Source organism: Pseudomonas fulva (genome assembly GCF_023517795.1).
In the GTDB taxonomy this organism is placed as follows: Bacteria; Pseudomonadota; Gammaproteobacteria; order Pseudomonadales; family Pseudomonadaceae; genus Aquipseudomonas; species Aquipseudomonas fulva_D.
Window position 1 is genome coordinate 4,222,933 of sequence record NZ_CP082928.1, and the last position, 23,892, is coordinate 4,246,824.

At 63.4% G+C, this 23,892-nt stretch carries 26 protein-coding genes and 1 pseudogene; 15 read left to right on the forward strand and 12 right to left on the reverse strand.

The window, feature by feature from the left end; genetic code table 11:
- Window positions 1–7: 7 nt before the first annotated feature.
- On the reverse strand, window positions 8–1,066 hold the full coding sequence (purM, locus tag K8U54_RS19475) for a phosphoribosylformylglycinamidine cyclo-ligase (RefSeq protein ID WP_013790611.1): 1,059 nt from the start codon (window positions 1,064–1,066) through the stop codon (window positions 8–10).
- 289 nt (window positions 1,067–1,355) lie between these two features.
- Here purM and K8U54_RS19480 point away from each other — a divergent pair, with 289 nt between their 5' ends.
- From K8U54_RS19480 to hda, 3 genes are all read left to right on the forward strand, one after another.
- Entirely contained in the window at window positions 1,356–2,438 is a 1,083-nt protein-coding gene (locus K8U54_RS19480) for a DUF2066 domain-containing protein (protein WP_249907360.1), read from the forward strand.
- A 102-nt stretch (window positions 2,439–2,540) separates the two neighbouring features.
- Complete coding sequence (locus K8U54_RS19485; protein ID WP_249907361.1) at window positions 2,541–3,635, forward strand: AI-2E family transporter; 1,095 nt, start codon at window positions 2,541–2,543, stop codon at window positions 3,633–3,635.
- A 123-nt stretch (window positions 3,636–3,758) separates the two neighbouring features.
- Window positions 3,759–4,463, forward strand: coding sequence for a DnaA regulatory inactivator Hda (gene hda / locus K8U54_RS19490; protein WP_070885457.1), 705 nt, complete (start codon window positions 3,759–3,761; stop codon window positions 4,461–4,463).
- Between the two features lie 23 nt (window positions 4,464–4,486).
- On the opposite strand, the gene K8U54_RS19495 is transcribed toward hda, so the two are convergent.
- From K8U54_RS19495 to arsC, 3 genes are read right to left on the reverse strand one after another with little or no spacing between them, the layout of a single operon-like run.
- Window positions 4,487–4,909 carry a DUF2069 domain-containing protein gene (locus K8U54_RS19495; RefSeq protein ID WP_249907362.1) on the reverse strand — a complete coding sequence of 141 codons (423 nt, stop codon included), beginning with the start codon at window positions 4,907–4,909 and terminating at the stop codon, window positions 4,487–4,489.
- Entirely contained in the window at window positions 4,902–5,507 is a 606-nt protein-coding gene (gene wrbA, locus K8U54_RS19500; RefSeq protein WP_249907363.1) for an NAD(P)H:quinone oxidoreductase, read from the reverse strand. The genes K8U54_RS19495 and wrbA overlap by 8 nt, the downstream gene beginning before the upstream one ends.
- Window positions 5,504–5,857 carry an arsenate reductase (glutaredoxin) gene (gene arsC / locus K8U54_RS19505; RefSeq protein WP_249907364.1) on the reverse strand — a complete coding sequence of 118 codons (354 nt, stop codon included), beginning with the start codon at window positions 5,855–5,857 and terminating at the stop codon, window positions 5,504–5,506. Before arsC ends, wrbA begins: the two co-directional genes overlap by 4 nt.
- Before the next feature lie 228 nt (window positions 5,858–6,085).
- On the opposite strand from arsC, the gene K8U54_RS19510 reads away from it, so the two are divergent.
- Complete coding sequence (locus tag K8U54_RS19510) at window positions 6,086–7,315, forward strand: YihY family inner membrane protein (RefSeq protein WP_249907365.1); 1,230 nt, start codon at window positions 6,086–6,088, stop codon at window positions 7,313–7,315.
- A gap of 326 nt (window positions 7,316–7,641) precedes the next feature.
- On the opposite strand, the gene K8U54_RS19520 is transcribed toward K8U54_RS19510, so the two are convergent.
- Together K8U54_RS19520 and K8U54_RS19525 are read right to left on the reverse strand one after the other, a co-directional pair.
- Window positions 7,642–8,043 carry a hypothetical protein gene (locus K8U54_RS19520; RefSeq protein ID WP_249907366.1) on the reverse strand — a complete coding sequence of 134 codons (402 nt, stop codon included), beginning with the start codon at window positions 8,041–8,043 and terminating at the stop codon, window positions 7,642–7,644.
- Between the two features lie 103 nt (window positions 8,044–8,146).
- On the reverse strand, window positions 8,147–9,544 hold the full coding sequence (locus K8U54_RS19525; RefSeq protein ID WP_249907367.1) for a PilZ domain-containing protein: 1,398 nt from the start codon (window positions 9,542–9,544) through the stop codon (window positions 8,147–8,149).
- 30 nt (window positions 9,545–9,574) lie between these two features.
- Here K8U54_RS19525 and K8U54_RS19530 point away from each other — a divergent pair, with 30 nt between their 5' ends.
- Both K8U54_RS19530 and K8U54_RS19535 read left to right on the forward strand, forming a co-directional pair.
- Complete coding sequence (locus K8U54_RS19530; protein ID WP_249907368.1) at window positions 9,575–10,054, forward strand: TlpA disulfide reductase family protein; 480 nt, start codon at window positions 9,575–9,577, stop codon at window positions 10,052–10,054.
- A 4-nt stretch (window positions 10,055–10,058) separates the two neighbouring features.
- Window positions 10,059–10,334 carry an acylphosphatase gene (locus K8U54_RS19535; RefSeq protein ID WP_249907369.1) on the forward strand — a complete coding sequence of 92 codons (276 nt, stop codon included), beginning with the start codon at window positions 10,059–10,061 and terminating at the stop codon, window positions 10,332–10,334.
- A gap of 4 nt (window positions 10,335–10,338) precedes the next feature.
- On the opposite strand, the gene K8U54_RS19540 is transcribed toward K8U54_RS19535, so the two are convergent.
- From K8U54_RS19540 to K8U54_RS19550, 3 genes are all read right to left on the reverse strand, one after another.
- On the reverse strand, window positions 10,339–11,292 hold the full coding sequence (locus K8U54_RS19540; protein ID WP_249907370.1) for a hypothetical protein: 954 nt from the start codon (window positions 11,290–11,292) through the stop codon (window positions 10,339–10,341).
- Between the two features lie 17 nt (window positions 11,293–11,309).
- Window positions 11,310–13,025: a proline--tRNA ligase gene (locus tag K8U54_RS19545; RefSeq protein ID WP_249907371.1), complete on the reverse strand. Its 1,716-nt coding sequence runs from the start codon at window positions 13,023–13,025 to the stop codon at window positions 11,310–11,312.
- Between the two features lie 261 nt (window positions 13,026–13,286).
- Entirely contained in the window at window positions 13,287–14,555 is a 1,269-nt protein-coding gene (locus tag K8U54_RS19550; RefSeq protein WP_249907372.1) for an OprD family porin, read from the reverse strand.
- Between the two features lie 657 nt (window positions 14,556–15,212).
- Between K8U54_RS19550 and K8U54_RS19555 the strand changes: the two genes are divergently transcribed.
- Window positions 15,213–15,638: an HIT family protein gene (locus K8U54_RS19555; protein ID WP_249907373.1), complete on the forward strand. Its 426-nt coding sequence runs from the start codon at window positions 15,213–15,215 to the stop codon at window positions 15,636–15,638.
- Window positions 15,639–15,845 (forward strand): SlyX family protein, encoded by a 207-nt coding sequence (locus K8U54_RS19560; protein WP_070885443.1) that lies wholly within the window; start codon window positions 15,639–15,641, stop codon window positions 15,843–15,845.
- 59 nt (window positions 15,846–15,904) lie between these two features.
- Here K8U54_RS19560 and K8U54_RS19565 read toward each other — a convergent pair whose 3' ends face one another.
- The 3 genes and pseudogenes from K8U54_RS19565 to K8U54_RS19570 all read right to left on the reverse strand — a co-directional run bounded on the left by K8U54_RS19565 (window position 15,905) and on the right by K8U54_RS19570 (window position 17,216).
- Window positions 15,905–16,129, reverse strand: a complete 225-nt coding sequence (locus tag K8U54_RS19565; protein ID WP_167359775.1) for a cold-shock protein — start codon at window positions 16,127–16,129, stop codon at window positions 15,905–15,907.
- A gap of 105 nt (window positions 16,130–16,234) precedes the next feature.
- Window positions 16,235–16,504 (reverse strand): annotated as a pseudogene (locus tag K8U54_RS25215) (cold shock domain-containing protein membrane protein); the annotation flags it as partial.
- 241 nt (window positions 16,505–16,745) lie between these two features.
- Window positions 16,746–17,216 carry a Dps family protein gene (locus K8U54_RS19570; RefSeq protein WP_070885442.1) on the reverse strand — a complete coding sequence of 157 codons (471 nt, stop codon included), beginning with the start codon at window positions 17,214–17,216 and terminating at the stop codon, window positions 16,746–16,748.
- A gap of 284 nt (window positions 17,217–17,500) precedes the next feature.
- On the opposite strand from K8U54_RS19570, the gene aspS reads away from it, so the two are divergent.
- The 7 genes from aspS to tolQ all read left to right on the forward strand — a co-directional run bounded on the left by aspS (window position 17,501) and on the right by tolQ (window position 23,870).
- A complete protein-coding gene (gene aspS / locus K8U54_RS19575; RefSeq protein WP_249907374.1) occupies window positions 17,501–19,276 on the forward strand; it encodes an aspartate--tRNA ligase in 1,776 nt (591 codons plus the stop codon).
- 169 nt (window positions 19,277–19,445) lie between these two features.
- Entirely contained in the window at window positions 19,446–20,192 is a 747-nt protein-coding gene (locus K8U54_RS19580) for a YebC/PmpR family DNA-binding transcriptional regulator (protein ID WP_119693537.1), read from the forward strand.
- A gap of 198 nt (window positions 20,193–20,390) precedes the next feature.
- Window positions 20,391–20,915: a crossover junction endodeoxyribonuclease RuvC gene (gene ruvC, locus K8U54_RS19585; RefSeq protein ID WP_027904829.1), complete on the forward strand. Its 525-nt coding sequence runs from the start codon at window positions 20,391–20,393 to the stop codon at window positions 20,913–20,915.
- A gap of 83 nt (window positions 20,916–20,998) precedes the next feature.
- Window positions 20,999–21,604, forward strand: a complete 606-nt coding sequence (gene ruvA / locus K8U54_RS19590; protein ID WP_249907375.1) for a Holliday junction branch migration protein RuvA — start codon at window positions 20,999–21,001, stop codon at window positions 21,602–21,604.
- On the forward strand, window positions 21,605–22,660 hold the full coding sequence (ruvB, locus tag K8U54_RS19595; protein ID WP_249907376.1) for a Holliday junction branch migration DNA helicase RuvB: 1,056 nt from the start codon (window positions 21,605–21,607) through the stop codon (window positions 22,658–22,660). It begins immediately after the preceding gene.
- A 50-nt stretch (window positions 22,661–22,710) separates the two neighbouring features.
- Entirely contained in the window at window positions 22,711–23,166 is a 456-nt protein-coding gene (gene ybgC / locus K8U54_RS19600; RefSeq protein ID WP_434059960.1) for a tol-pal system-associated acyl-CoA thioesterase, read from the forward strand.
- 32 nt (window positions 23,167–23,198) lie between these two features.
- The gene (tolQ, locus tag K8U54_RS19605; protein ID WP_249910479.1) at window positions 23,199–23,870 is read left to right on the forward strand and encodes a protein TolQ; all 672 of its coding nucleotides are present in this window, start codon (window positions 23,199–23,201) and stop codon (window positions 23,868–23,870) included.
- The last annotated feature ends 22 nt before the right edge of the window (window positions 23,871–23,892 follow it).

Sequence of the window (23,892 nt, forward strand, 5' to 3'; positions counted from 1 at the left end):
ATGCCCATCAGTGGCTTTTCAGATTGTTCAGCACGACGCGCTCGGCGCCTTCGGCTGCGGCGGCGATCTGGCCGATGACCCAGGGCTGCTCGCCGGCGCTGCGCAGGGTGGCAAGGGCAGTGTCGACCTGATCCTGAGCAACGCAGATGACCATGCCCACACCGCAGTTCAGCACGCGGTGCATCTCGTGCTCGTCGACGTTGCCTTTGTCCTGCAGGAAGTCGAACACCGCCGGGCGCTGCCAGCTGGCCACGTCGATCACCGCCTGGGCGTTGTCCGGCAGTACGCGCGGGATGTTGTCCAGCAGGCCGCCGCCGGTGATGTGGGCCATGGCCTTGACCGCACCGGTCTTCTTGATCAGCTCCAGCAGGGGCTTGACGTAGATGCGCGTCGGCGCCATCAGCAGGTCGGCCAGGGGCTTGCCATCGAGCTGGGTGTTCTCGATATCGGTGCCGGACACTTCGAGGATCTTGCGGATCAGCGAGTAGCCGTTGGAGTGCGGGCCCGAGGAGGGCAGGGCGATCAGTGCATCGCCAGTGGCGACCTTGGAGCCGTCGATGATCTCGGCCTTCTCGACCACGCCCACGCAGAAGCCGGCCAGGTCGTAGTCTTCGCCTTCGTACATGCCCGGCATCTCGGCGGTTTCCCCACCGACCAGCGAGCAGCCGGCCAGCTCGCAACCGGCACCGATGCCGGTGACCACGGTAGCGGCCACGTCGACGTTGAGCTTGCCGGTGGCGTAGTAGTCGAGGAAGAACAGCGGCTCGGCGCCACAGACCACCAGGTCGTTGACGCACATGGCGACCAGGTCCTGGCCGATGCTGTCGTGCTTGTTGAGGTTCAGCGCCAGGCGCAGCTTGGTGCCCACGCCGTCGGTGCCGGAGACCAGTACCGGTTGCTTGTAGCCGGCCGGGATCTCGCACAGGGCGCCGAAGCCACCCAGGCCACCCATGACTTCAGGACGGGCGGTGCGCTTGGCTACGCCCTTGATGCGTTCGACCAGGGCTTCGCCCGCGTCGATGTCCACACCTGCGTCCTTGTAGCTGATGGAGGGTTGCTTGCTCATAGATCCAGGCCTTTGGAAGGGGAAAGTCGGAATAGCGTCGGCCCCTCGGGGCCGTTCTGCGAAGGCGCGCGATTTTATCAGGCTTGCCCGGCAGCGGCCAGCCACCGTGCCGAGCGTGGGACGCCATGGGCGGCCGGCGCTGAACCCTGGCCGGGCCTGGCGGGTCACAGGCAAGCCGGCAGACGCGCTAATCACCGCGTGGCTTGCGATGCCGGGGCAACAGCCCCTAAGGTATAGCGCCACGGCCTGTTACCGCGCGCCGCCTTCTTCAGCCGAGAGTTCTCCGTTCATGCGCCCGACCTTCCGCCCCCTGCTTCTTTGCCTGTCACTGCTGAGCCTGCCGACCCTGGCAGCGACCGTGAGTGACCTCTATCAGGTGCGCGAGACGGTTGCCAGTCAGCAGCCCGAGGAACGCGATGCCGCCCTGCAGCGCGCGGTCGAGACGCTGGTGCTGCGCCTGACCGGCAAGCCAGATGCAGCCAAGGGCTCGGCGCTGGCCGAATTGCGCAAGGATCCGCAGCAGATCATCAGCCAGTACGGGTACGAGGGCGATCACCTGGTGGTCGACTTCGATGCGGTGTCCACCGACCGCTCCCTGCGCCAGGCCGGCTTGCCGCTATGGGGCGTCAACCGCCCGGCGATTCTGGCCTGGTGGCTGAACGAGACGGTCGATGGGGCGAACATGGTCGGTGACGGCCAGGCCGCCGCCGAGCCGCTGCGCGAGGCGGCCCAGCACCGCGGCCTGCCACTGCGCCTGCCGCTGGCCGATCTCAGCGAGCAACTGGTGGCCACCAAGGAAGCGCTGGGGGCCAAGGATCCGGGTGAGTTGCGTTCGGCATCCGAGCGCTACGGCGCCGACGCCTTGCTGGCCGTGCGCGCCAGCGAAGCGGACGGCAAGTGGCAGGCCAGCTGGCAACTGTGGCTGGGCGAGGAACGCGAGCAGGGCAAGGCCGAGGGCGCCGATCAGGCGGCATTGGCCGATGCCGTGTTGCTGGCGGTGAGCGAGCGCCTGGCGCCGCGTTTCGTCGTCGCGCCGGGCGCCAGCTCGACGCAGACGGTGGAAATCATCGGCGCCGATCTGTCCCGTTACGCGGAGCTGCAGCGAGTGCTCGAACCCTTTGCCGCTCAGTTGCAATCGGTGGAGGCCGACCGGCTGATCTACAAGGTCAATGCCAGCGCCGAGCAGCTGCGCACCCAGTTGGGCCTGCTGCAGTTGCGCGAGGCGTCGGCAGCCGAACTGGCCGCAGAGGCGCCGGTGCCCGCCGAGCCCCAGGCACCCGTGGATGCCAGCCAGGCACCTGTGGAGCCGCCGCCGGCACCGCCGGCAGCCGATCCCCAACGCCGTGGCGATGTCCTGTACTTTCGCTGGTAGACTGCCGCTCATCTGAACCGCTTCGCTTGCGACGACCTCGGCCCTGGCCGAGGTCGTTTTGCGAGTGCGCGCTGACCTGTCATTTGCTTCCGAGGATCGAGCATGCCCGTTTCGTTTCGCTGGCTGTGGATCACTGTCGTGCTGGTACTGGGCGGCCTGCTGTACCTGCTGCATCCGATTCTTTCGCCGTTTCTGGTCGGCATTCTGATCGCCTACCTCGGTGATCCGCTGGTCGACCGCCTGGAGCGCCTGAAATTGTCGCGCACCTGGGGCGTGATCGTGGTGTTCGGCCTGTTCACCCTGTTGATGGCCCTGGCCCTGCTGGTGCTGATTCCGATGCTCGGCAAGCAGCTGGTGCGGCTCTACGAGCTGCTGCCGCAGATGCTCGACTGGGCGCAGAACCAGGCGCTGCCGTGGATCCAGGTCAAGCTCGGGCTGAACGAGGGCTTCTGGCGCTTCGATCAGCTCAAGCAGTCCCTTTCCGGGCACCTGAGCCAGACCACCGACATCGCCGGGCTGGTGCTCTCCCAGGTCACGGCGTCAAGCCTGGCGCTGATGGCCTGGGTGGCCAATCTGCTGCTGATCCCGGTGGTCAGTTTCTACCTGATGCGCGACTGGGATCTGCTGGTCGGCAAACTGCGCAGCCTGGTGCCGCGCGACAACGAAGGCGTGGTGGTGAAGCTGTTCGGCGAATGCCATGAGGTGCTCGGTGCCTTTCTGCGTGGCCAGCTGCTGGTGATGCTGGCGCTGGGCGCGATGTACGCGGTCGGCCTGATGGCCATCGGCCTGGAACTGGGCCTGTTGATCGGTGTACTGGCCGGCCTCGCGAGCATCGTGCCGTACCTGGGGGTGGTGGTGGGAATCGGCAGTGCGCTGCTCGCCGGCGTGTTCCAGTTCGGCGGCGACCCCTATCCCTTGCTGGCAATTGCCGGGGTGTTCGTGGTCGGCCAGTTGCTCGAAGGGATGCTGCTGACGCCATTGCTGGTCGGTGATCGCATTGGCCTGCACCCTGTCGCGGTGATCTTCGCGATCATGGCCGGCGGCCAGTTGTTCGGTTTCACCGGTATTCTGCTGGCGTTGCCGGTGGCCGCAGTGATCATGGTGCTGCTGCGTCACGTGCACGAACTGTACAAGCGGTCCGACGCCTATGGGGGGCAGGCCCCGGTTCGGCCAGCGCCTGGCCGCCGATCGCGCTGAGATCGGCTAAGCCCTTGTATTGCCTTGGAAAAGTGCGGCAATGACAGGCGGCCGCCAAGGGTATAAACTGCCCCACCTTTATTCAGAGCGCCAATCGGGCTCCGACGAGCCGTTCTCTCCAGCATGAAGCCGATTCAACTGCCCCTGGGTGTGCGTCTGCGCGACGACGCCACCTTCGCCAATTACTACCCGGGCGCCAATGCTGCTGCCCTCGGGTACGTGGAGCGTCTGTGCGAGGCCGAGGCGGGCTGGACGGAGAGCCTGATCTACCTGTGGGGTGGTGAGGGCGTCGGCCGCAGCCACCTGCTGCAGGCGGCCTGCCTGCGCTTCGAGCAGCTCGGCGAGCGTGCCGTCTACCTGCCACTGGGCGAAGTGGTGCAATACGGCCCGGCGATTCTGGACAACCTGGAGCAGTTCGAGCTGGTTTGCCTGGATGATCTGGAAGCCGCTGCCGGGCAGCGAGCCTGGGAAGAAGCGCTGTTTCACCTGTTCAATCGTCTGCGCGACAGCGGTCGGCGTTTGCTCCTGGCTGCCAATGCCTCGCCCCGCGAATTGTCGATCAAGCTGCCCGACCTCAAGTCGCGCCTGACCCTGGCCCTGGTGTTCCAGCTGCAGTCGCTGTCCGACGAGGACAAGCTGCGCGCCTTGCAGCTGCGTGCCTCGCGCCGCGGCCTGCACATGAGCGATGACGTGGGGCGCTTCATTCTCACCCGCGGCGAGCGCAGCATGAACGCGCTGTTCGAACTGCTCGAGCGTCTGGATCAGGCCTCGCTGCAGGAAAAGCGCAAGCTGACCATTCCCTTCCTCAAGGAAACCCTGGACTGGTAGCCCGGCTACCGTCCCGGATACCGCTATTCTTCGCGGCTTTCGCCAGCGCCGCCGATCCGCTGGTACTGCGCACACCAGCGCGTATAGAGCAGGGCGCTGGTGAACAGCGTCAGGCTGAGCAGGATTTCCAGCCAGCCGAACAGCTGCTTGGACGGATCGAACGCGGCCAGTACCCCCTGGATGAAATACAGGTTGACCACGAAGCAGGCCCACGAATGGGTACGCGGGTGGCCGCCGATGATCCCCGGCGCGAGCAGCAGTAACGGCAGTACCTGCACGGCCAGTACCGCCCACAGCAGCGACCTGGGAACGGCGGCATAGCCCAGGTTCCAGATCAGCAGCAGCGCCGCCAGCGCCACGAAGCTGGCCAGGCTCAGGTAGCGGCAGATCCGCAGGCGTGGCAGCAGCCAGTCCGCGCTGGGCAGCGCTCTGGCTGCTCTAGCCACGGCCGTCGCCCAGCTTGAGGGCGATGCTCGCCAGGCGCTGACCCAGGGCGCGACACAGGGTGATCTCATGCTCGTCCAGGGCGCGTTTGCCGTCGGCGCCTGCATGGTGGCTGGCGCCGTAGGGCGTGCCGCCACCGCGGGTCTCGACCAGGGCGGACTCACTGTAGGGCAGGCCGGCAATCAGCATGCCGTGGTGCAACAGGGGCAGCAGCATCGACAGCAGCGTGCTCTCCTGGCCGCCATGCAGGCTGGCGGTGGAGGTGAACACGCCCGCGGGCTTGCCGACCAGGCTGCCGGTCAGCCACAGGTTGCTGGTGCCGTCGAGAAAGTACTTCATGGGCGCCGCCATGTTGCCGAAGCGTGTCGGGCTGCCCAGCGCCAGGCCGGCGCAGTTCTTCAGGTCGTCGAGGCTGGCGTAGGGGGCGCCTTGTGCCGGAATGCTGTCGGCGACCGCTGCGCATTCGGCGGAAACCGCCGGTACGGTGCGCAGGCGCGCCTCGATGCCCTGCAGCTCGACCCCGCGAGCGATATGGCGGGCCATCTCGGCAGTGGCACCGTGACGGCTGTAATACAGCACCAGAATGTAAGGCGTGGTCATGGCAGCAGCTCCAGGATGTTTTCCGGCGGCCGACCGATCACGGCGCGATCCCCGGCGATCAGGATCGGGCGCTCGATCAGGCGTGGGTGGGCGACCATGGCCGCGATCAGTTCGTCGTCACCCAGCGCCTGATTGGCCAGGTCGAGTTCACGGTATTCGTCTTCACCACTGCGCAGCAACTGGCGAGGGGGCAGGTCGAGTTTGCTCAGCAGCTCACGCAATTGAGCAGCGCTGGGTGGATTGTCCAGGTAGTGCACCACGACCGGCTGCAGGCCGCGTTCCTCGAGCAGTTGCAGAGCCGCGCGGGATTTCGAGCAGCGTGGATTGTGATAAAGGGTCAGATCGGTCATGGCAGTCGTCGCTTCTGGCGGCAGATGGCAGCTATTCTAACCGCGTCGGCGCCTTGCGCTGAACGGGGTGCGGCAATCGAGGCGAACCTATGTGCCGAGCCAGCGTCTGTAATGCGCGGTCACAATGGCTTGTGGCCAGCTTTTCCCGCTCGTCTGCATTGCTCGCGCCGCCAGCGGCGCCGGACTGACGATGATGCGCAGGTTTCCGAGTGCCCTTGTGAGGTGGGTATGCAGCAGCGTTTGCACGATTGGCTCGAGTTCTGGCGATTCCTCTGGCAGCGCTTCTTCGACAATCGCGGTGCCGATAACGCCGCTGCGCTGACCTACACCACGCTGTTCGCCGTGGTGCCGATGATGACGGTCAGCTTCGCCGTGCTCTCCGCCGTGCCGGCCTTCCAGGGGACCGGTGAGCAGATCCAGGCATTCATCTTTCACAACTTCGTGCCGTCTGCGGGTGAGGCGTTGCAGGAGTATCTGCGCAATTTCACCACCCAGGCGCGGCAGCTGACCTGGATCGGCGTGGCGGTGCTGGCGATCACCGCGTTCTGGATGCTGGTGACCATCGAGCGCACCTTCAACACCATCTGGCGGGTGCGGCAACCGCGCCGTGGTATCGCCACCTTCCTGCTGTATTGGGCGATCCTCAGCCTTGGCCCGATGCTGCTGGGCGCCGGATTCGCCATCAGTACCTATGTCGCCTCGCTGTCTCTGCTCAGCGGGCCGGATGCCGTGGTCGGCGCCCAGACGCTGCTGCGCTTCACGCCGCTGTTGTTCAGCGTGGCGGCGTTCACTCTGCTGTATGCCGCCGTGCCCAATGCCCGGGTACCGCTACGTCATGCGCTGTGGGGCGGGCTGTTCACGGCGGTGCTGCTGGAAGTCGCCAAGGCGATTTTCGGTTTCTACGTGCGCTTCTTTCCGGGCTATCAACTGATCTACGGTGCCTTCGCCACGGTGCCGCTGTTTCTCCTGTGGATCTTTCTGTCCTGGCTGATCGTCCTGCTGGGGGCCGAGCTGGTCTGCAACCTGGGGGTTTCTCATCAGTGGCGCAAGCGCGCGATGCCCAGGGCACTGGTGCTGCTGGGCATCCTGCGGGTATTTCACGCGCGCCAGCGTACCGGGCTCAAGGTGCGCCATCGCGATATTCAGCGGCAGGGCTGGTTGCTGCCCGAGCATGAGTGGGAGGAAGTGCTGAGTTTTCTGGAAGGCCAGCGCCTGGTCGCCAGCACCGGCGGCGATAGCTGGATGCTCAGTCGCGACCTGTCCCATTACACCTTGCAGCAGCTGTTCGAGCGCAGCCCCTGGCCGTTGCCCCATCTGAACCAGTTGCCCGACGAACTGGACGAGCCCTGGTATCCGGCGCTGCGGGAGGCCCTGAAACGCCTGCACGAGGAGCAGACCCTGCTGTTCGGCGACAGCCTGGCGCATTGGCTGGAGGGGCAGGGCAGTGACAGGAAGTGACGTTTATCGGCACCGCGGGATGCGTATTTGATGGCTCGATGCCGGTTCGGGCTGCCGTTCCGTTGGCGCCAGTAAGATGGCATGTTTCTGGCTATGCCATCTTCAGTCGATGTCGCGTCACCAAAGGTACCTGCAATGCCAAAGTCTTCTCCCAAGGTCGTGATGCTTCACGCCCATGATAGTGACCGTGCGTTGGAGAACCTTAACCGGATCACCGGGCTGCGTTTCGGCAAGTGGCCCGAGTCGCTGGTCGCGACTGTGGGCAGCTCATCGACGTCAGATGCCAAGCCACCGCACGAGAGCTGCCAGGTGTCTGCCAGGACCGGTCAGGCGTTGGCCTGATTCGCCCGCCCCTGGGCGATCGCCGGTTCGACGGCCTGCACGAAAAGCTCTTCGATTTTCAGCTCATTCCCCACAGCTTGCGCCGAGCGCAGACGTATCTGCATCTGCTCGATTCGCTGGGCCACCGGCAGGCGCGCGATGCCGGAAAGCAGGATCCTGTCCTGTGCGCCTACCTTGGCGTGATCCAGATTGATCGAACGTATTTGCTCGCCATCGCGATAGCGAACCTGCAGGGAGACCAGGTTGCCTGCCTGGCCGGGCAGGTGCAGCCAGGCGGCCACGTTGAATTCGGCGACCCGCCCGTCGTAGTCGGTCAATTGCAGGTGCGCGCTCTGGATTAGGTGTGCCGGTACTTGGCCGATCAGTGTGTCGTGGGCGTTGGGCATGCGAGCTCCCTGGCTGGCGAAGGACGTCAGCGGGGAAGTATAAGAAGGATGCTCGCGATCAAACTGTGCGCCAGGCCGCCCTTGTGCGTGACCGGGTTCTCATTCAGGGCAGTTCCAGGGGGTGGCGGCTCACCGAGGCGCTGGCCAGGTTGCAGGCGGGCAGCTGCAGGCGGTTCTGGTTGACCGCGTTGGGCAGCTGCAACCACAGGTTTTCGCCGTCGCTGAACTGGTTGTGGGGCACCCACAGGCCGTGGTGCCAGCCCTCGCGTGGTTTTGGCGTGCTCTGCAGGATACCCAGGTGTGGCTGGCTGCTCGGGGCGCGTCTGAGCCAGGTCGGTTGTGCCAGGCCCTTCAGGTAGCGCAAGCCCAGGTGAAGCCCCTCGCCGTTGAGGTGACGCCAGCACACCAGGGCCAGCACGTCGCTGTCGGCGATCAGCAGCACCAGTTGGCCGATCGGCAGGCCGTCGGCGGCCTGTGCCGGGCACAGCAGGCGCGCGCCGCCTGGGCCGATATCGAGAATCTGCCCCGGTGTGCAGTGTGGCCGCTGCTCCAGGAGCTGGGCGTGGATGGCCGGGATGCCGATGGCCAGGCGGCAGTCGCTTTGTTGCGGGGTGCGGGAATGGCGGCGCTGGTCGGTACCCAGCCAGTGATGATGCACGCGTTCGAGCAGTTCGCGCTCGCCGGCACTGCGCAGCGGTGCGGGTTCGCCAAGCGCGACCAGCAGCGCGCCCAGCTCCAGGCGTCGTAGCGTTTCGCTGCCTGCCGGCGGGCGTTGCTGCTGTGTCAGGTACGGCTGCCTGCCGTGCAGGTCGATCAGCGGGCCTTCGGATCTGTCTTCCGCATCCCATGGCAGCAGGCGGGCGAGGGCAGCCAGCGGTGCCAGGGCGGCAAAAAGTCGCTGGCACTCATCCGGATGCAGGTGCGGGGGATTGCTCAGTGCCAGCAGCAGCGTCTGTTGGTAGAGGCCACGCAGGGTATCGGCGGGTGTGGGCGTGAATGCCGCCGCCACCGGCTCGTCGAGGCAGCCATGGCGTTCGCCCAGCCAGTACAGCAGATGGCTGTCGCGCCACAGGTCGGCATCCGGCTCACGGTACTGCTGGCAATGGCGCAGCAGGGTCTGGGCGATGAAGTGCTGGGCCATGTTCAGGCACCAGGCCAGGTGCGGCTGGGAGGGCTTGTGGCCCTGGAGTATCTGTAGCAACAGGCGCTTGTAACCGATGGCGAGTTCGGCACACAGCTGGGTTTGCTCAGCAGCTGCAGCCAGGCAACGCCGTGCACTGTAGTGGCGATACTCATCGCTGAAATTTTGCAGCGCCCGCTGTCTTTCGAGTAAGGTCATCGCGCTGCGATTCAAGCGCGCGAGCAGGGCCGCCACCTCCTGGAGGCCGGTTTCCATCGGCAGCTGGCGAGCCGCGCTCAGGTTGCTGCCCAGGGTCGCCTGGTCGATCAGGTCGGCCTGAAGCGCGTCGGGTACATCGAGCTGCAGTGCATCCAGTGTCATAGCCACCTTATCGGTACGAGGAGCATTTCCATGATCAAGCGAGTCCAGTCAGTCATTCGGCTCATGATGGTGCTCATCGCCGCTGTGGTATTGGTAGGTTGCACGGATGACGTAGGTGTCGATCAGCATGGGCAGAAGGTAGCGGTTGAGCGCCTTGAAGGCCAGTGGCTGGTTATCAATTATTGGGCGGAGTGGTGTGGCCCCTGCCGCTCCGAGATTCCCGAGCTGAACGCCCTGGCGCCTGAGCTGGAAAAGCAGTCGGTCGGCGTGTTCGGTGTCAATTTCGATGGCCTGCAGGGTGATGAACTCAGCCAGGCAGCCAAGGCGCTGGGCATCGAGTTCACGGTGCTGGCCAAGGATCCCGCGGAGCGTTACGGGCTACCGCCCAGCGATGCATTGCCGGTCACCTATATCGTCGATGATCAGGGCCAGGTGCGTGAGCGTCTGCTTGGTGAGCAGACCGCCGAAGGTCTCAGGGCGCGGCTGGCAGCGCTGCGCCAGGAGCGCTGAGGCGATGGCCGTCGTTTGTCGGCACGGGTATGCCTGCGGGCGTGTGCAGGGTGTCGGTTTTCGCCAGAGCACGGCCATGGAGGCGGGGCGTTTGCAGCTGTCCGGCTGGGTGCGCAATCTGCCCGATGGGCGCGTGGAGGTCCTGTTCGAAGGCGAGGAGGGCGCGGTGCATTCGCTGGCCCAATGGCTCGCACATGGGCCTTCAGGTGCTCGCGTGGTATCGCTAACGCTGCGTGAGCATCCGCTACAGGATGCGCCCGGGTTCGAAGTTCGGCGCTAGGGGCCTAGTCTTCGCCCGGGTCGGCAGCCAGTCGCCCGGCGTTCTGGGTGAGTGAGTGCAGGAATTCGGCCTGCAGTTCCGGGTCGTTGCGGGTCAGTTCGATCAGGCTCTGCTCCAGCTCGCTGGCTTCTTCCTCGAGGCCTAGGTCGGACAGGCGCTTGACGCGGTGCACCCATTGTTCGACGTCCGCCCCTTCGAGGTCGTCGTAGATCAGGTCATGGGCCTCACGCAGCTTGCCGCGCAAGGTGCGGCTGACCAGCAGGGTGGCCTCGGCGCGGGTGGCGTCCTGCTCGTCGGTGACGGTCAGCAGCAGGGTACCGACGCGGGCGATGTCCTGGTCGGCGAACGGGCCATCGAGCAGGTTGAGGCGCAGCACGCCGTTGCGGTCGGTGAGCAATTCGTGGGTCTGCTCACCGGCCTTGATCATCACCGGTCGTTCGGCCCAGGGCAGGCTGGAATAGTCCGTGCGGGTTTCCTGGCGCTTTTCGTCGATGCCGGCCAGGTTCTGCTGCGAACGGCCATTGGACTCGACGTTCATGAACGGGTTGACCCCCGCCACGCCGTAGCTGATCCAGTCCTTGGTGGCGGTATCCGGAATGCGGCCGAGCGCCACCACGTTGAGCACGTTGGCGCCGATACCGCCGACGATGGCCACCGCGCCCAGGGGGATTTCATAGATCTCCCGCCATGGCTGGTAAGGCGTATAGCGGTCGTAGTGGCGGGTGACCTCGAAAGGGGTCACCTCGAAGACCTTCTGTTCATGCACGCGCACCCGCCGCTGCGGCAGTTCCAGCACCTCGGGCTGCCCCACGTCGATCTGCAGGCTGTGGCTCAGCAGTTTGCGTTCGATACGTTCTTCGTGCTCGCTGCGCTGCGGCAGATGGTTGGCGCAGCCAGCGAGAAAGAAGGCGCCACAGGTGGTGGCGCCGAGAAGGCGTAGGGTGCTTCGCTTGAACATGACGGCTCTTTGGCGGGTCAGCGGCGGATACGATTCTGGATGAACGACAGGATCTCGCCGACGGCGACTGGCTGAGCCTCGGTTTCCAGGCGGCTCTTGTACTCCAGGTTGCCTTCGGCGAGGCCGCGATCGCTGACCACGATGCGATGCGGAATGCCGATCAGTTCCATGTCTGCGAATTTGATGCCCGGACTGGTCTTTTTGTCACGGTCGTCGAGCAGAACTTCGAAGCCGGCGGCAGTCAGTTCGGCATACAGCTTGTCGGTCGCTTCGCGCACCGCGTCGGTTTCATAGCGCAATGGCACCAGGGCGATCTGGAAGGGCGCCAGGGCATCGTTCCAGATGATGCCGCGCTCGTCGCTGTTCTGCTCGATGGCAGCAGCCACCACGCGGGACACACCGATGCCGTAGCAGCCCATGCTCAGCACTACCGGCTTGCCGTTCTCGCCCAGTACCTGGCAGTTCATCGCCTCGCTGTATTTGGTGCCGAGCTGGAAGATATGCCCGACTTCGATGCCGCGCTTGATCTCCAGGGTGCCCTTGCCATCCGGGCTCGGGTCGCCGGCCACCACGTTGCGCAGGTCGGCGACGGTCGGTACCGGCAGGTCGCGCTCCCAGTTGACGCCGAAATAGTGCTTGTCGTCGATGTTGGCGCCAATGGCGAAGTCGCTCATCAGCTCGACCGAGCGATCGATGATGATCGGCAGCGGCAGGTTCAGTGGGCCCAGGGAGCCGGCACCGGCGCCGATGGCGTCGCGCAGCTCGGCATCCGAGGCCATCACCAGCGGGCTGGCGACGCCGGGCTGGTTGGCGGCCTTGATCTCGTTCAGCTCGTGGTCGCCGCGAACGATCAGGGCGATCAGTTTGCCCTCTTCTTCGGCATGCACGATCAGCGTCTTGATGGTGCGCTCGATGGGCAGGTCGTAGCCGTCCACCAGTTGCTGGATGGTCTTGGCGTTCGGGGTGTCGACCAGGCGCAGCTCCTCGCTCGGTGCCGGGCGTACGGACTCGCGAGGAATGGCCTCGGCCTTCTCGATATTGGCCGCGTAATCGGAGGCGTTGCTGAACACGATATCGTCTTCACCCGACTCGGCCAGCACGTGGAATTCGTGGGAACCGGCGCCGCCGATCGAGCCGTTGTCCGCCTCCACCGGCCGGAAATTCAGGCCCAGGCGGGTGAAGATGTTGCAGTAGGCCTGGTGCATGCGGTCGTAGGTCTGCTGCAGCGAAGCCTGGTCGGCATGGAAGGAGTAGGCGTCCTTCATGATGAACTCGCGGCCACGCATCAGGCCGAAGCGCGGACGGATCTCGTCGCGGAACTTGGTCTGGATCTGGTACAGGTTCAGGGGCAGCTGTTTGTAGCTGTTCAGCTCATTACGGGCCAGGTCGGTGATCACTTCCTCGTGGGTCGGGCCCACGCAGAACTCGCGGTCGTGACGGTCCTTCACGCGCAGCAGCTCCGGGCCATACTGCACCCAGCGGCCAGACTCCTGCCACAATTCGGCAGGCTGGATGGCAGGCATCAGCACCTCCAGCGCACCAGCGGCATCCATCTCCTCGCGCACGATTCTTTCGACCTTGCGCAGGGTGCGCAGCCCCATCGGCAGCCAGGTGTACAGGCCGGATGCGAGCTTGCGGATCATGCCGGCGCGCAGCAGCAGCTGATGGCTGATCACCACCGCATCGGAGGGCGTTTCTTTGAGGGTCGAAAGCAGGAACTGACTGGTACGCATGATGGGCCGTTCTGTCGGTAGCAAAGGGGATTTTTATCGCTCGGCATTGTACGGCGCGTGGCTGGTGGCGTACAGGATGCGAAGTACTGAGGGGGATTACGATGGTAGGTTGGGGAGCAGGTGTGCGGTCGATTGCTCGGTGAGACCGCGGACAAGCAGGCTTGTCGTGGGCTCGGTGCATTTACGGGGCTGAGTGCATGACGGGCAATAAAAAACCCGGCCGAAGCCAGGTTTTTGAACTGCTATCAGGCTTGCGCGAGATTACAGAACGCTGAGCGGGTAGTTCACGTAGAAGCGAACTTCGTTGGTGTCGCTGATGTACTGATCGTTGACGTCCGAGTTGGCACGCAGCACCGAACCGCGCAGGCGGAAGGAAAGATCCTTAGCCGGGCCGTTTTGAACGGTGTATTTAACTTGGTTGAAGAACTCGTGTTCTTTACCGTTGTTGCTCTCGGCAGTCTGGATGTTGTCAGCCCAGATGTACGCGGTCTTGAAGCTCAGGCCAGGCACGCCATAAGTGGCGAAGTCAAGCTCGTAGCTGGCTTGCCAGCTGCGCTCGTCTTCCTGGTTGAAGTCGGACAGGAAGCTGTTGGCGAGGAAAATCGCGCCACCGCCATCGCCTACGCCGTAATCAAACCCACGGTCACCGGTGTTGCGCTGGTGAGCCAGAATGAAGGCGTGGGCGCCAACGCTGTACTTGGCCGCCAGGCTCCAGATGGTGTTGTCGCCACCGCCGAACTGACGGTCGTAATCGCTCTTGTAGATATTGAAGTCGAAGCCCAGGGCCTGTTCTTCGGTCAGCGGCAGGTTGTAGTTCAGGTTGGCGTATTTACGCTTGTAACGGTCTTCCAGATCGCTGTAGTAGAGCGCAGCGCTGAAATCCTTGGTAAAGGCGTAAGAACCACCTGCCACATTGATGGATTTCAGAAGGCCGACGCCGTCGTCGTCACGCAAGCTGTCGCGACCGGACTGGTTCATTGCGTTTTGTGCAGTGAAGCGGCCCACGTTCAGCTCGAGACCTTCGATCTCGCGGCTGGTGATCATGGTCCCTTCGAAGGTTTCCGGCAGCAGACGGCCGTCATCGTAGGCCAGAACCGGGAGGGCCGGCATCTGCGAGCCGTAGGTCAGCGTGGTGCTGGAAATACGTGCCTTGACTGCCGCATTGGCGATGCTCAGATCCTTGCCATCGTTCTCCGGGAACATGCCAACACCGCGACGGCCACCACCAGTGTCCAGCTGCCACAGGGCGCCGGCGTAAGCGTTAACGCCGAAACCAACGGTGCCCTGGGTAAAGCCGGATTCGAACAGTGCACGGGCACTGGCGCCCCACTCTTCGGAATAACCTTTGCCTTCGGTGCCGCGGGAAGCGCCGTTACGGGCATCGCGGTTGTAGTACATGCTGCGCGCCAGGAGCGACAGGGTGCTGTCTTCAACGAAACCCTTCGATTCGGACTGCTCCGAAGCCACTGCCATCTGAGAGGTACCCGCGGCCACAGCCAGGGCGATTACGCTCCACTTCATCACTCGCATCGTGATTTGCTCCTTTGGTTTAGAAGAGTACTACCGCTGCTCAATAAGGTTGTTATGGCGAGCAGCTCTATTTCTTTTTGTGTCGAATGGAACTTATAGCACGGCACTTTGTATTGGCGATAGTTTCGATCTATCCATTTCGTCGCCACCCTTGCGCTTGTCGTCGACCGCGAAAGGAGCGTCGCAATGAGACAAACCCTAGCTGCAGAGTCCATCCAACGATTTACAGCTCTATTACAAGGCCGGGAAGCGTTACCGCCCAGGCCCCATTCGGGAGCGTTGCGGGCTTTAAAGCAAAAGGCGTGCTCAAAATTGCCAAAGCGGCTGAATTGCTGCGGTTCATCCGCATTCTTTTGTCGGGAAGTACAGATTATCGACCTAAATATGCGTTTTTCCGCACTCTTGTTAGCGTGCTTCTTAGTAGCTTGCTATCTATGTGCTCATGTTATTGATAATGAGTTTTAGTTGATGTTTGAGTGTGCAGGCCAATGTTTACTTTGGGAAACAATATGGTGCATCCGAAAAGCCAGGTTCGCAGGTCGTGCGACTTCTTGGTGCGCCTGTTTCGGGGTTAATTTTCAGCACCTTGCCGGGTATGCTGCGGCCTTTGTCGGGTTGCACGCCGATCCGTTGGATGACTTGAAATGAGGTGAGCACATGTTCGTACTGGATCCGCGTTTGCAGCAGGACACCTTCGTACTGGGGGACCTGCCGTTGAGTCGCGTACTGCTCAGTAACGATGCCCGATACCCCTGGTTCATCCTGGTGCCGCGACGCGAAGAGGTCAGCGAGGTGTTTCAGTTGAGCGCTGAGGATCAGCAGGCGCTATGGGCCGAGACCGCCCTGCTGGGCGAGGTGCTCAAGGATGCGTTCAAGGCTGACAAGATCAATATCGCCACCCTGGGTAACGTGGTCAGTCAGCTGCACATGCACGTGATCGTGCGCTATCGCGGCGACGACGCCTGGCCTGCCCCGGTGTGGGGACGCCATCCGGCCACGCCCTATGAGCAGCAGCAGGTAGCGGCGCTGCGCGACAAATTGCGATCGGTCATGCCGGGGCACTACCGGGCAGGGGAGGTCTGAATGAGCGGGCTGGAAGAGCGTATCGTCGAGCTGGAGAGCCGCCTGGCCTTTCAGGACGACACCATCCAGGCGCTCAATGATGCCCTGGTGGAACAGCAGAAATTGATCGAGCGCCTGCAGGTGCAGATGCAGGCGCTGGCCAAGCGTCAGGAAGAAGTGAATCCGTTCAGCGCTTCGCAGGATGAAGCGCCGCCGCCTCATTATTGATGGCGGCCCGCTCGAATGAAAAAGCCCCGCATCCGCGGGGCTTTTCGTTGGCAGGTGTATCAGCGCCGCGTCGGCAGCGCCGCGATCACGTCTTCCGCCTGCAGGCCTTTGTCGCGCTGCATCACGGAAAACTCCACGCGCTGGCCTTCCACCAGAACGCGGTGGCCTTCGCCGCGGATCGCACGGAAGTGCACGAAGATGTCTTCGCCAGCGTCGCGGGAAATGAAGCCGAATCCTTTCGAGGTGTTGAACCACTTCACGGTGCCGGTTTCGCGATCACCCAGGTCTTGCTGTGGTGCTGCCTTCTTTCTGTCGAAGCGCAGGTTGGTGCCAAGGTGCAGGGCAACGGCCAGGGCGATGATCAGCAGGCTGAACAGCAGGGCAGGCTGTTCGGCGATCAGGGGCAGTGGGGCCAGCAGGATCAGCGCTTGCAGCAGCGTGCCGAGGATCAGCAGGGCACATGCCAGGTTTTGCAGATGTTGACGGGCGTTGCTGTGCCACAGTGGAAACTGCGTAGCCAGCAGCAGGTTGAGGAAGCCGAACAGCGCCAGGCACAGCGCATCGGGATGTTGCAGGAACGACTGGCCGTCATTGAGGCCGGGGGCGATGGATAACAGCAGGGCCGACAGCCCCACCAGCAGGTGGACGATTTTAAACATGTTCAACGCACTCACTCGATAAAGGAACACCAGGAACAGCTGGCTCCACGCGATTTGCCGTGACGTAAGGGCGATGAAGGTTCGGGAGGGCCAGCCTATGCACCGGCCCAGGAGTTGGGATGGCGGCACGGGGCGTATTTAACAGCAAAGAGAAGGGCTACTCAAATGGACGCGCTGCGCTGTCGGTTGCGGCGAGATGAAACGAAACAGGGCTGCCGCGGCAGCCCTGTTGGCGCAACGGTCAGGCAGCCAGCAGGCTGCGCAGCATCCACGCGGTTTTCTCGTGAACCTGCATGCGCTGGGTCAGCAGGTCGGCGGTCGGCTCGTCGCTGACCTTGTCGAGCAGCGGGAAGATGCCGCGAGCGGTGCGGACTACCGCTTCCTGGCCCTGCACCAGCAGCTTGATCATCTCATCGGCGCTCGGTACGCCTTCCTCTTCCTTGATCGAGGAGAGGCGGGCGTAAGCCGCGTAGGTGCCTGGCGCAGGGAAGCCCAGGGCGCGGATGCGTTCGGCGATGGCGTCGACGGCAAGTGCCAGTTCGGTGTACTGACCTTCGAACATCAGGTGCAGGGTGTTGAACATCGGCCCGGTAACGTTCCAGTGGAAGTTGTGGGTTTTCAGGTACAGGGTGTAGGTGTCCGCGAGCAGGCGCGACAGGCCTTCGGCGATGGCTTCGCGATCCTGTTCGGCGATACCGATATTGATTTCCATGGTTGCTCTCCTAATTGGGCCAATGGGTAAAGAGTCGATGGCAAAAAGCCTATCATGACCGTTCGTCACATGCTCCGGGTTCATCTCAATGACGATCATGCTTTGAATCAATCGCAGCGCATCGGGTTCACCTCTTTTGCCAGGGCGATGGCGCATATCACGTGCTGCGCCCTGCCGATAAAGGCTATATAATTCCGCCCTTTTCACGCGTGCGGCTCAGGCGCCTTGCCCGATGGCAGGCGATGTCGACGAATTCAGAACCGATCAGAGAAGCGAACCCGATCATGATGCGCAGCCACTATTGCGGCCAGTTGAACGAAAGCCTGGATGGCCAGGAAATCACCCTGTGTGGATGGGTTCACCGTCGTCGTGACCACGGTGGCGTGATCTTCCTCGACATCCGCGATCGCGAAGGCCTGGCCCAGGTGGTGTTCGATCCTGACCGCGCCGATACCTTCGCCAAGGCTGACCGCGTGCGCAGCGAATATGTGGTCAAGATCACCGGCAAGGTGCGCCTGCGTCCTGAAGGCGCGCGCAATGCCAACATGGCATCCGGCGCCATCGAGGTGCTGGGCTACGAGCTACAGGTGCTGAACGAGGCGGAAACCCCGCCGTTCCCGCTCAACGAATACACCGATGTGGGTGAAGAGACGCGCCTGCGCTATCGCTTCATCGACCTGCGTCGCCCGGAAATGGCCGAGAAGCTCAAGCTGCGCTCGCGCATCACCTCGAGCATCCGTCGTTACCTGGACGATAACGGCTTCCTCGATGTGGAAACCCCGATCCTGACCCGCGCCACGCCGGAAGGCGCCCGCGACTACCTGGTACCGAGCCGCACCCACGCCGGCAGCTTCTTTGCGCTGCCGCAATCGCCGCAGCTGTTCAAGCAGTTGCTGATGGTCGCCGGCTTCGACCGTTACTACCAGATCGCCAAGTGCTTCCGCGACGAAGACCTGCGTGCCGACCGCCAGCCGGAATTCACCCAGATCGACATCGAGACCAGCTTCCTCGACGAAGCCGAGATCATGCACCTCACCGAGACCATGATCCGCAACCTGTTCAAGGAAGTGCTGGGTGTCGAGTTCGGCGAACTGCCGCACATGACCCTGGCCGAGGCCATGCGCCGCTTCGGTTCCGACAAGCCGGACCTGCGTATTCCGATGGAGCTGGTCGACGTGGCCGATCAGCTCAAGGACGTCGACTTCAAGGTCTTCTCCGGCCCGGCCAACGATCCGAAAGGCCGCGTTGCCGCGCTACGCGTCCCGGGCGGGGCGAGCATGCCGCGCAAGCAGATCGACGACTACACCAAGTTCGTCGGCAACTACGGCGCCAAGGGCCTGGCCTACATCAAGGTCAACGAGCGCGCCAAGGGCGTCGAGGGCCTGCAGTCGCCGATCGTCAAGAACATCGCCGAGCCGAACCTCAACACCATTCTCGACCGCGTGGGTGCGGTCGATGGCGACATCGTGTTCTTCGGTGCCGACCGCGCCAAGGTGGTCAACGATGCCCTGGGCGCTTTGCGCATCAAGCTTGGCCATGACCTCAACCTGCTGACCGCCGAGTGGGCGCCGCTGTGGGTCGTCGACTTCCCGATGTTCGAAGAGAACGACGATGGCAGCCTGACCGCCATGCACCACCCGTTCACTTCGCCCAAGTGCTCGCCCGAAGAACTGGAGGCCAACCCGGCCGCCGCGTTGTCCCGCGCCTACGACCTGGTGCTCAACGGCACCGAGCTGGGTGGCGGTTCGATCCGTATCCACGACAAGGCCATGCAGCAGACCGTGTTCCGCGTGCTGGGCATCAGCGAAGACGAGCAGCAGGAGAAGTTCGGCTTCCTGCTCGACGCCCTCAAGTATGGTGCGCCGCCCCATGGTGGCCTGGCTTTCGGCCTCGACCGCCTGGTGATGCTGATGACCGGCGCTGCGTCGATCCGCGAAGTGATCGCCTTCCCGAAAACCCAGAGCGCGGCCTGCGTCATGACCCAGGCGCCGGGTGTGGTGGATGGCAAGTCGCTGCGTGAACTGCACATCCGTCTGCGCGAGCAACCCAAAGCCGAGTGATAACCTGCTGCGCTTGATCATGCTGCGTTGGAAAGCGGTTCGAAATGCTCATTTGCCACAGCAAACTGCGCTTTCTCGCCGCTTTTCGTCTTGCCTGATCTGCGCTCGCGACGGTTCTCGTCTCGGCTTGTGCCGGCTGCAAACTAATTTGAAGGAAATGGAGTGAGTTATGGCTGGTCATTCCAAATGGGCCAACATCAAGCACCGCAAGGGGCGTCAGGACGCCAAGCGCGGCAAGATCTTCACCAAGCTGATCCGCGAGCTGACGGTCGCTGCCAAGCACGGCGGTCCGATCCCGGCGGATAATCCGCGCCTGCGTCTGGCCGTCGACAAGGCGCTGACCAACAACATGTCGCGCGACGTGATCGACCGCGCCATCGCCCGGGGTGCCGGTAACAACGAAGCCGACAATGTGGTCGAGTTCAGCTACGAGGGTTACGCACCGAGTGGCGTGGCGATCATCGTCGAAGTGATGACCGACAACCGTAACCGCACCGCTGCCGAAGTGCGTCATGCCTTCACCAAATGCGGTGGCAACCTCGGCACCGACGGCTCGGTTGCCTATATGTTCGAGCGCAAGGGGCAGATCAGCTTCGCCTCGGTGGATGAAGATGCGCTGATGGAAGCGGCCCTGGAAGCCGGCGCCGATGACGTGGAGATGGGCGAGGAGGGCGCAGCCCTGGTGTCGACCAGCTTCACCGAGTTCCATGCCGTCAACGAAGCCCTGGCAGCGGCCGGCTTCAAGGCCGAGGAAGCGGAGATCGCCATGATCCCGTCGATCAGTGCGCCGATCACCGACCTGGAAACCGCGCAGAAAGTCTTCAAGCTGATCGACATGCTCGAAGACCTGGATGACGTGCAGAACGTCTACCACAACGCCGAAGTCTCCGACGAGATCATGGAGCAGCTGGGCTGATCCAGCGCTGCATCCAGGCCGGAAGTCTGCCATTGTGCGCTTCCGGCTTTTTTATGGGCGCCTTTCGCTGGCTGGAGCTTGCCGATCGAGGGTCGTCTAGGCCAAATCCTTTGAGTGACGGCTGGCGCTCGGCGCCCCTATACTCGCGCCTGGATAAATAGACAGTGTGGCGACCAGCGCCACGGGTGGATGACTGGCATGACGCTGATTCTGGGAATCGACCCCGGTTCCCGCATTACCGGCTATGGGGTGATACGCGATACCGGGCGCACCTGCGAGTACGTGGCTTCCGGGTGCATCCGCACCGGTGCCGGGCCCCTGGCCGAGCGCTTGCAGATCGTGTTTCGTGGCGTCAGTGAGGTGATTCGTACCTTCGGGCCGGTGACCATGGGCATCGAACAGGTGTTCATGGCGCGCAATGCCGACTCCGCACTCAAACTCGGCCAGGCGCGGGGCGCGGCCATCGTCGCCGCCGTCGAGGCGGGCCTCGAGGTCAGCGAATACACCGCCACCCAGGTCAAGCAGGCGGTGGTCGGCACCGGTGGGGCCGACAAGGAGCAGGTGCAGATGATGGTCATGCACCTGCTCAAGCTGGTGCAGAAACCGCAGATCGATGCCTCCGATGCCCTGGGTATCGCCCTGTGCCACGCCCACCACCGGCAGAGTCTGATTCCCCATGGTCTGGCCAGCGCCAAGCGGCGTGGTGGCCGGCTTCGTTTATAGGCAGTCGTTCAGGTCGGTGGCAGCTCGTCGCAGCTGCGCGTGACCTCGGGCGGTATTGAATCTTCTATGTAAGGAATGCGTCGGTGATCGGACGTTTACGCGGCACCCTGGCGGAAAAGCAGCCGCCACATTTGATTCTGGATGTGAACGGTCTGGGCTATGAGCTGGAAGTCCCCATGACCACGTTGTACCGTTTGCCCCCGGTAGGCGAGCCGCTGACGCTGCATACCCACCTGGTGGTGCGCGAGGATGCTCACCTGCTTTACGGCTTTTTCGAGAAGCGCGAGCGCGAGCTGTTCCGTGAGCTGATCCGCCTCAATGGCGTCGGCCCCAAGTTGGCCCTGGCGCTGATGTCCGGGCTGGAGATCGACGAGCTGGTGCGCTGCGTGCAGGCCCAGGATACCGCCGCGCTGGTGAAGATTCCCGGGGTCGGCAAGAAGACCGCCGAGCGCCTGCTGGTCGAACTCAAGGATCGCTTCAAGGCCTGGGAAGCGGTACCTGGCATGGCGCCACTGGTGGTTGAACCTCATGCCGGGGGCGCAGTCTCAAGCGCGGAGAATGATGCGGTGAGTGCGCTTATCTCCCTGGGCTACAAGCCTCAGGAAGCCAGTCGTGCCGTTTCGGCAGTCAAAGAAGATGGTTTGAGTAGTGAAGACATGATCCGCCGCGCGCTGAAAGGAATGCTCTAGATGCTCGACGCCGACAGGTTGGTGACGGCGGGCAGTCGCGACCGCGACGAGCAGGTCGACCGCGCCATTCGCCCGCTCAAGCTGGCCGAGTACATCGGCCAGCCGGTGGTGCGCGAGCAGATGGAGCTGTTCATCCAGGCGGCGCGCGGGCGCAAGGAGTCCCTGGATCACACCCTGATCTTCGGCCCACCCGGCCTTGGCAAGACCACCCTGGCCAACATCATTGCCCAGGAAATGCAGGTTTCCATCAAGAGCACCTCGGGCCCGGTGCTCGAGCGCCCCGGCGACCTGGCGGCGCTGCTGACCAATCTCGAGCCGGGTGATGTGCTGTTCATCGATGAAATCCATCGCCTCTCGCCCATCGTCGAAGAAGTGCTGTACCCGGCGATGGAGGACTTCCAGCTCGACATCATGATCGGTGAGGGACCGGCTGCTCGCTCGATCAAGCTGGATCTGCCGCCGTTCACCCTGGTCGGCGCCACCACGCGGGCCGGCATGCTGACCAATCCATTACGTGACCGTTTCGGTATCGTCCAGCGCCTGGAGTTCTACAACACCGAAGACCTGGCCACCATCGTCAGCCGTGCCGCCGGCATCCTCGGCCTGCCCATCGAGGCGCGCGGCGCCGTGGAGATCGCCCGTCGCGCCCGCGGCACGCCGCGAATCGCCAACCGCCTGCTGCGCCGCGTACGCGATTTCGCCGAGGTGCGTGGCCAGGGCGCGATCACCCAGCAGGTCGCCGACCTGGCGCTGAACCTGCTGGACGTCGATGAGCGCGGTTTCGATCACCAGGATCGACGCCTGCTGCTGACCATGATCGAGAAGTTCGACGGCGGCCCGGTAGGGGTCGACAGCCTGGCCGCGGCGATCAGCGAGGAGCGGCACACCATCGAGGACGTGCTCGAGCCGTACCTGATCCAGCAGGGTTACATCATGCGCACGCCGAGAGGGCGCGTGGTGACCCGTCACGCTTACCTGCACTTCGGCCTGAACGCGCCCAAACGCATGGACGAGCGGCCAACGCTCGACCTGTTCAATGATGGAGACGCGCCATGAAAAAAATACTTGCGCGCCCGATTGGCAAGACACGGGGCTGGCACTAGAGTATGCGCGCGCAAGATGCCGGTCAGCCGTTCGCCCATCGCTGTCGTGTCTATTACGAGGACACCGATGCGGGCGGAGTCGTCTATTACGTCAACTACCTCAAATTCATGGAGCGGGCCCGTACCGAGCGACTGCGTGAACTGGGTTTTTCCCAGTCGACGTTGGCCGGTGAGGGGCTGCTGTTCGTCGTGCACTCCAGCGAAGCGCGCTACCACGCGCCGGCGCGACTGGACGACGAGTTGCTGGTCAGTGCTGAAGTGTATGAGTTGAACCGCGCCAGCCTGCGCTTTCGTCAGCAGGTCAGGCGGGCGGCGGATGACGTGCTGCTTTGCGAAGGGCAGTTTCTGGTGGCCTGTGTGCGCGCCGATAATTTCAAACCCCGGGCCATGCCCCCGTCTCTGCGAACGGCGTTCGCTGAGCAGGGTGACGGTGCCGGTACATCTACTGCAGGAGAGTAAGCGTGGAAGCCAACGCAAATGCCGTTGACCACATGTCGATGTGGAGTCTGATCAGCAACGCCAGCCTGGTGGTGCAGTTGGTGATGCTGACCCTGGTGGCCGCATCGGTCATCTCATGGGTGATGATTTTCCAGCGCAGCAATTTCCTGCGCTCGGCCAAACGTTCGCTCGACAGCTTCGAGGAGCGCTTCTGGTCGGGTATCGACCTCTCCAAGCTCTATCGCCAGGCCGGCAGCAACCCGGATCCGGACTCGGGCCTGGAGCAGATCTTCCGTGCCGGTTTCAAGGAATTCTCCCGCCTGCGTCAGCAGCCTGGCATGGACCCGGATGCAGTGATGGACGGCGTGGCGCGTGCCATGCGCGTCGCCATTTCCCGTGAGGAAGAGAAGCTGGAGATCAGCTTGCCGTTCCTCGCCACCGTCGGTTCCACCAGCCCGTACATCGGTCTGTTCGGTACCGTGTGGGGGATCATGAACTCCTTCCGCGGCCTGGCGCAGGTGCAGCAGGCGACCCTGGCCACCGTTGCGCCAGGCATCGCCGAAGCGCTGATCGCCACGGCCATCGGCCTGTTCGCGGCCATCCCGGCGGTTATCGCCTACAACCGTTTCTCCGCTCGCGGTGAAATGCTGATCGGCCGCTACTACACCTTCGCCGACGAATTCCAGGCGATCCTGCACCGCAAAGTACACAGCAGCGAAGAATAAGCTTCCGGCGCACTCAACACAG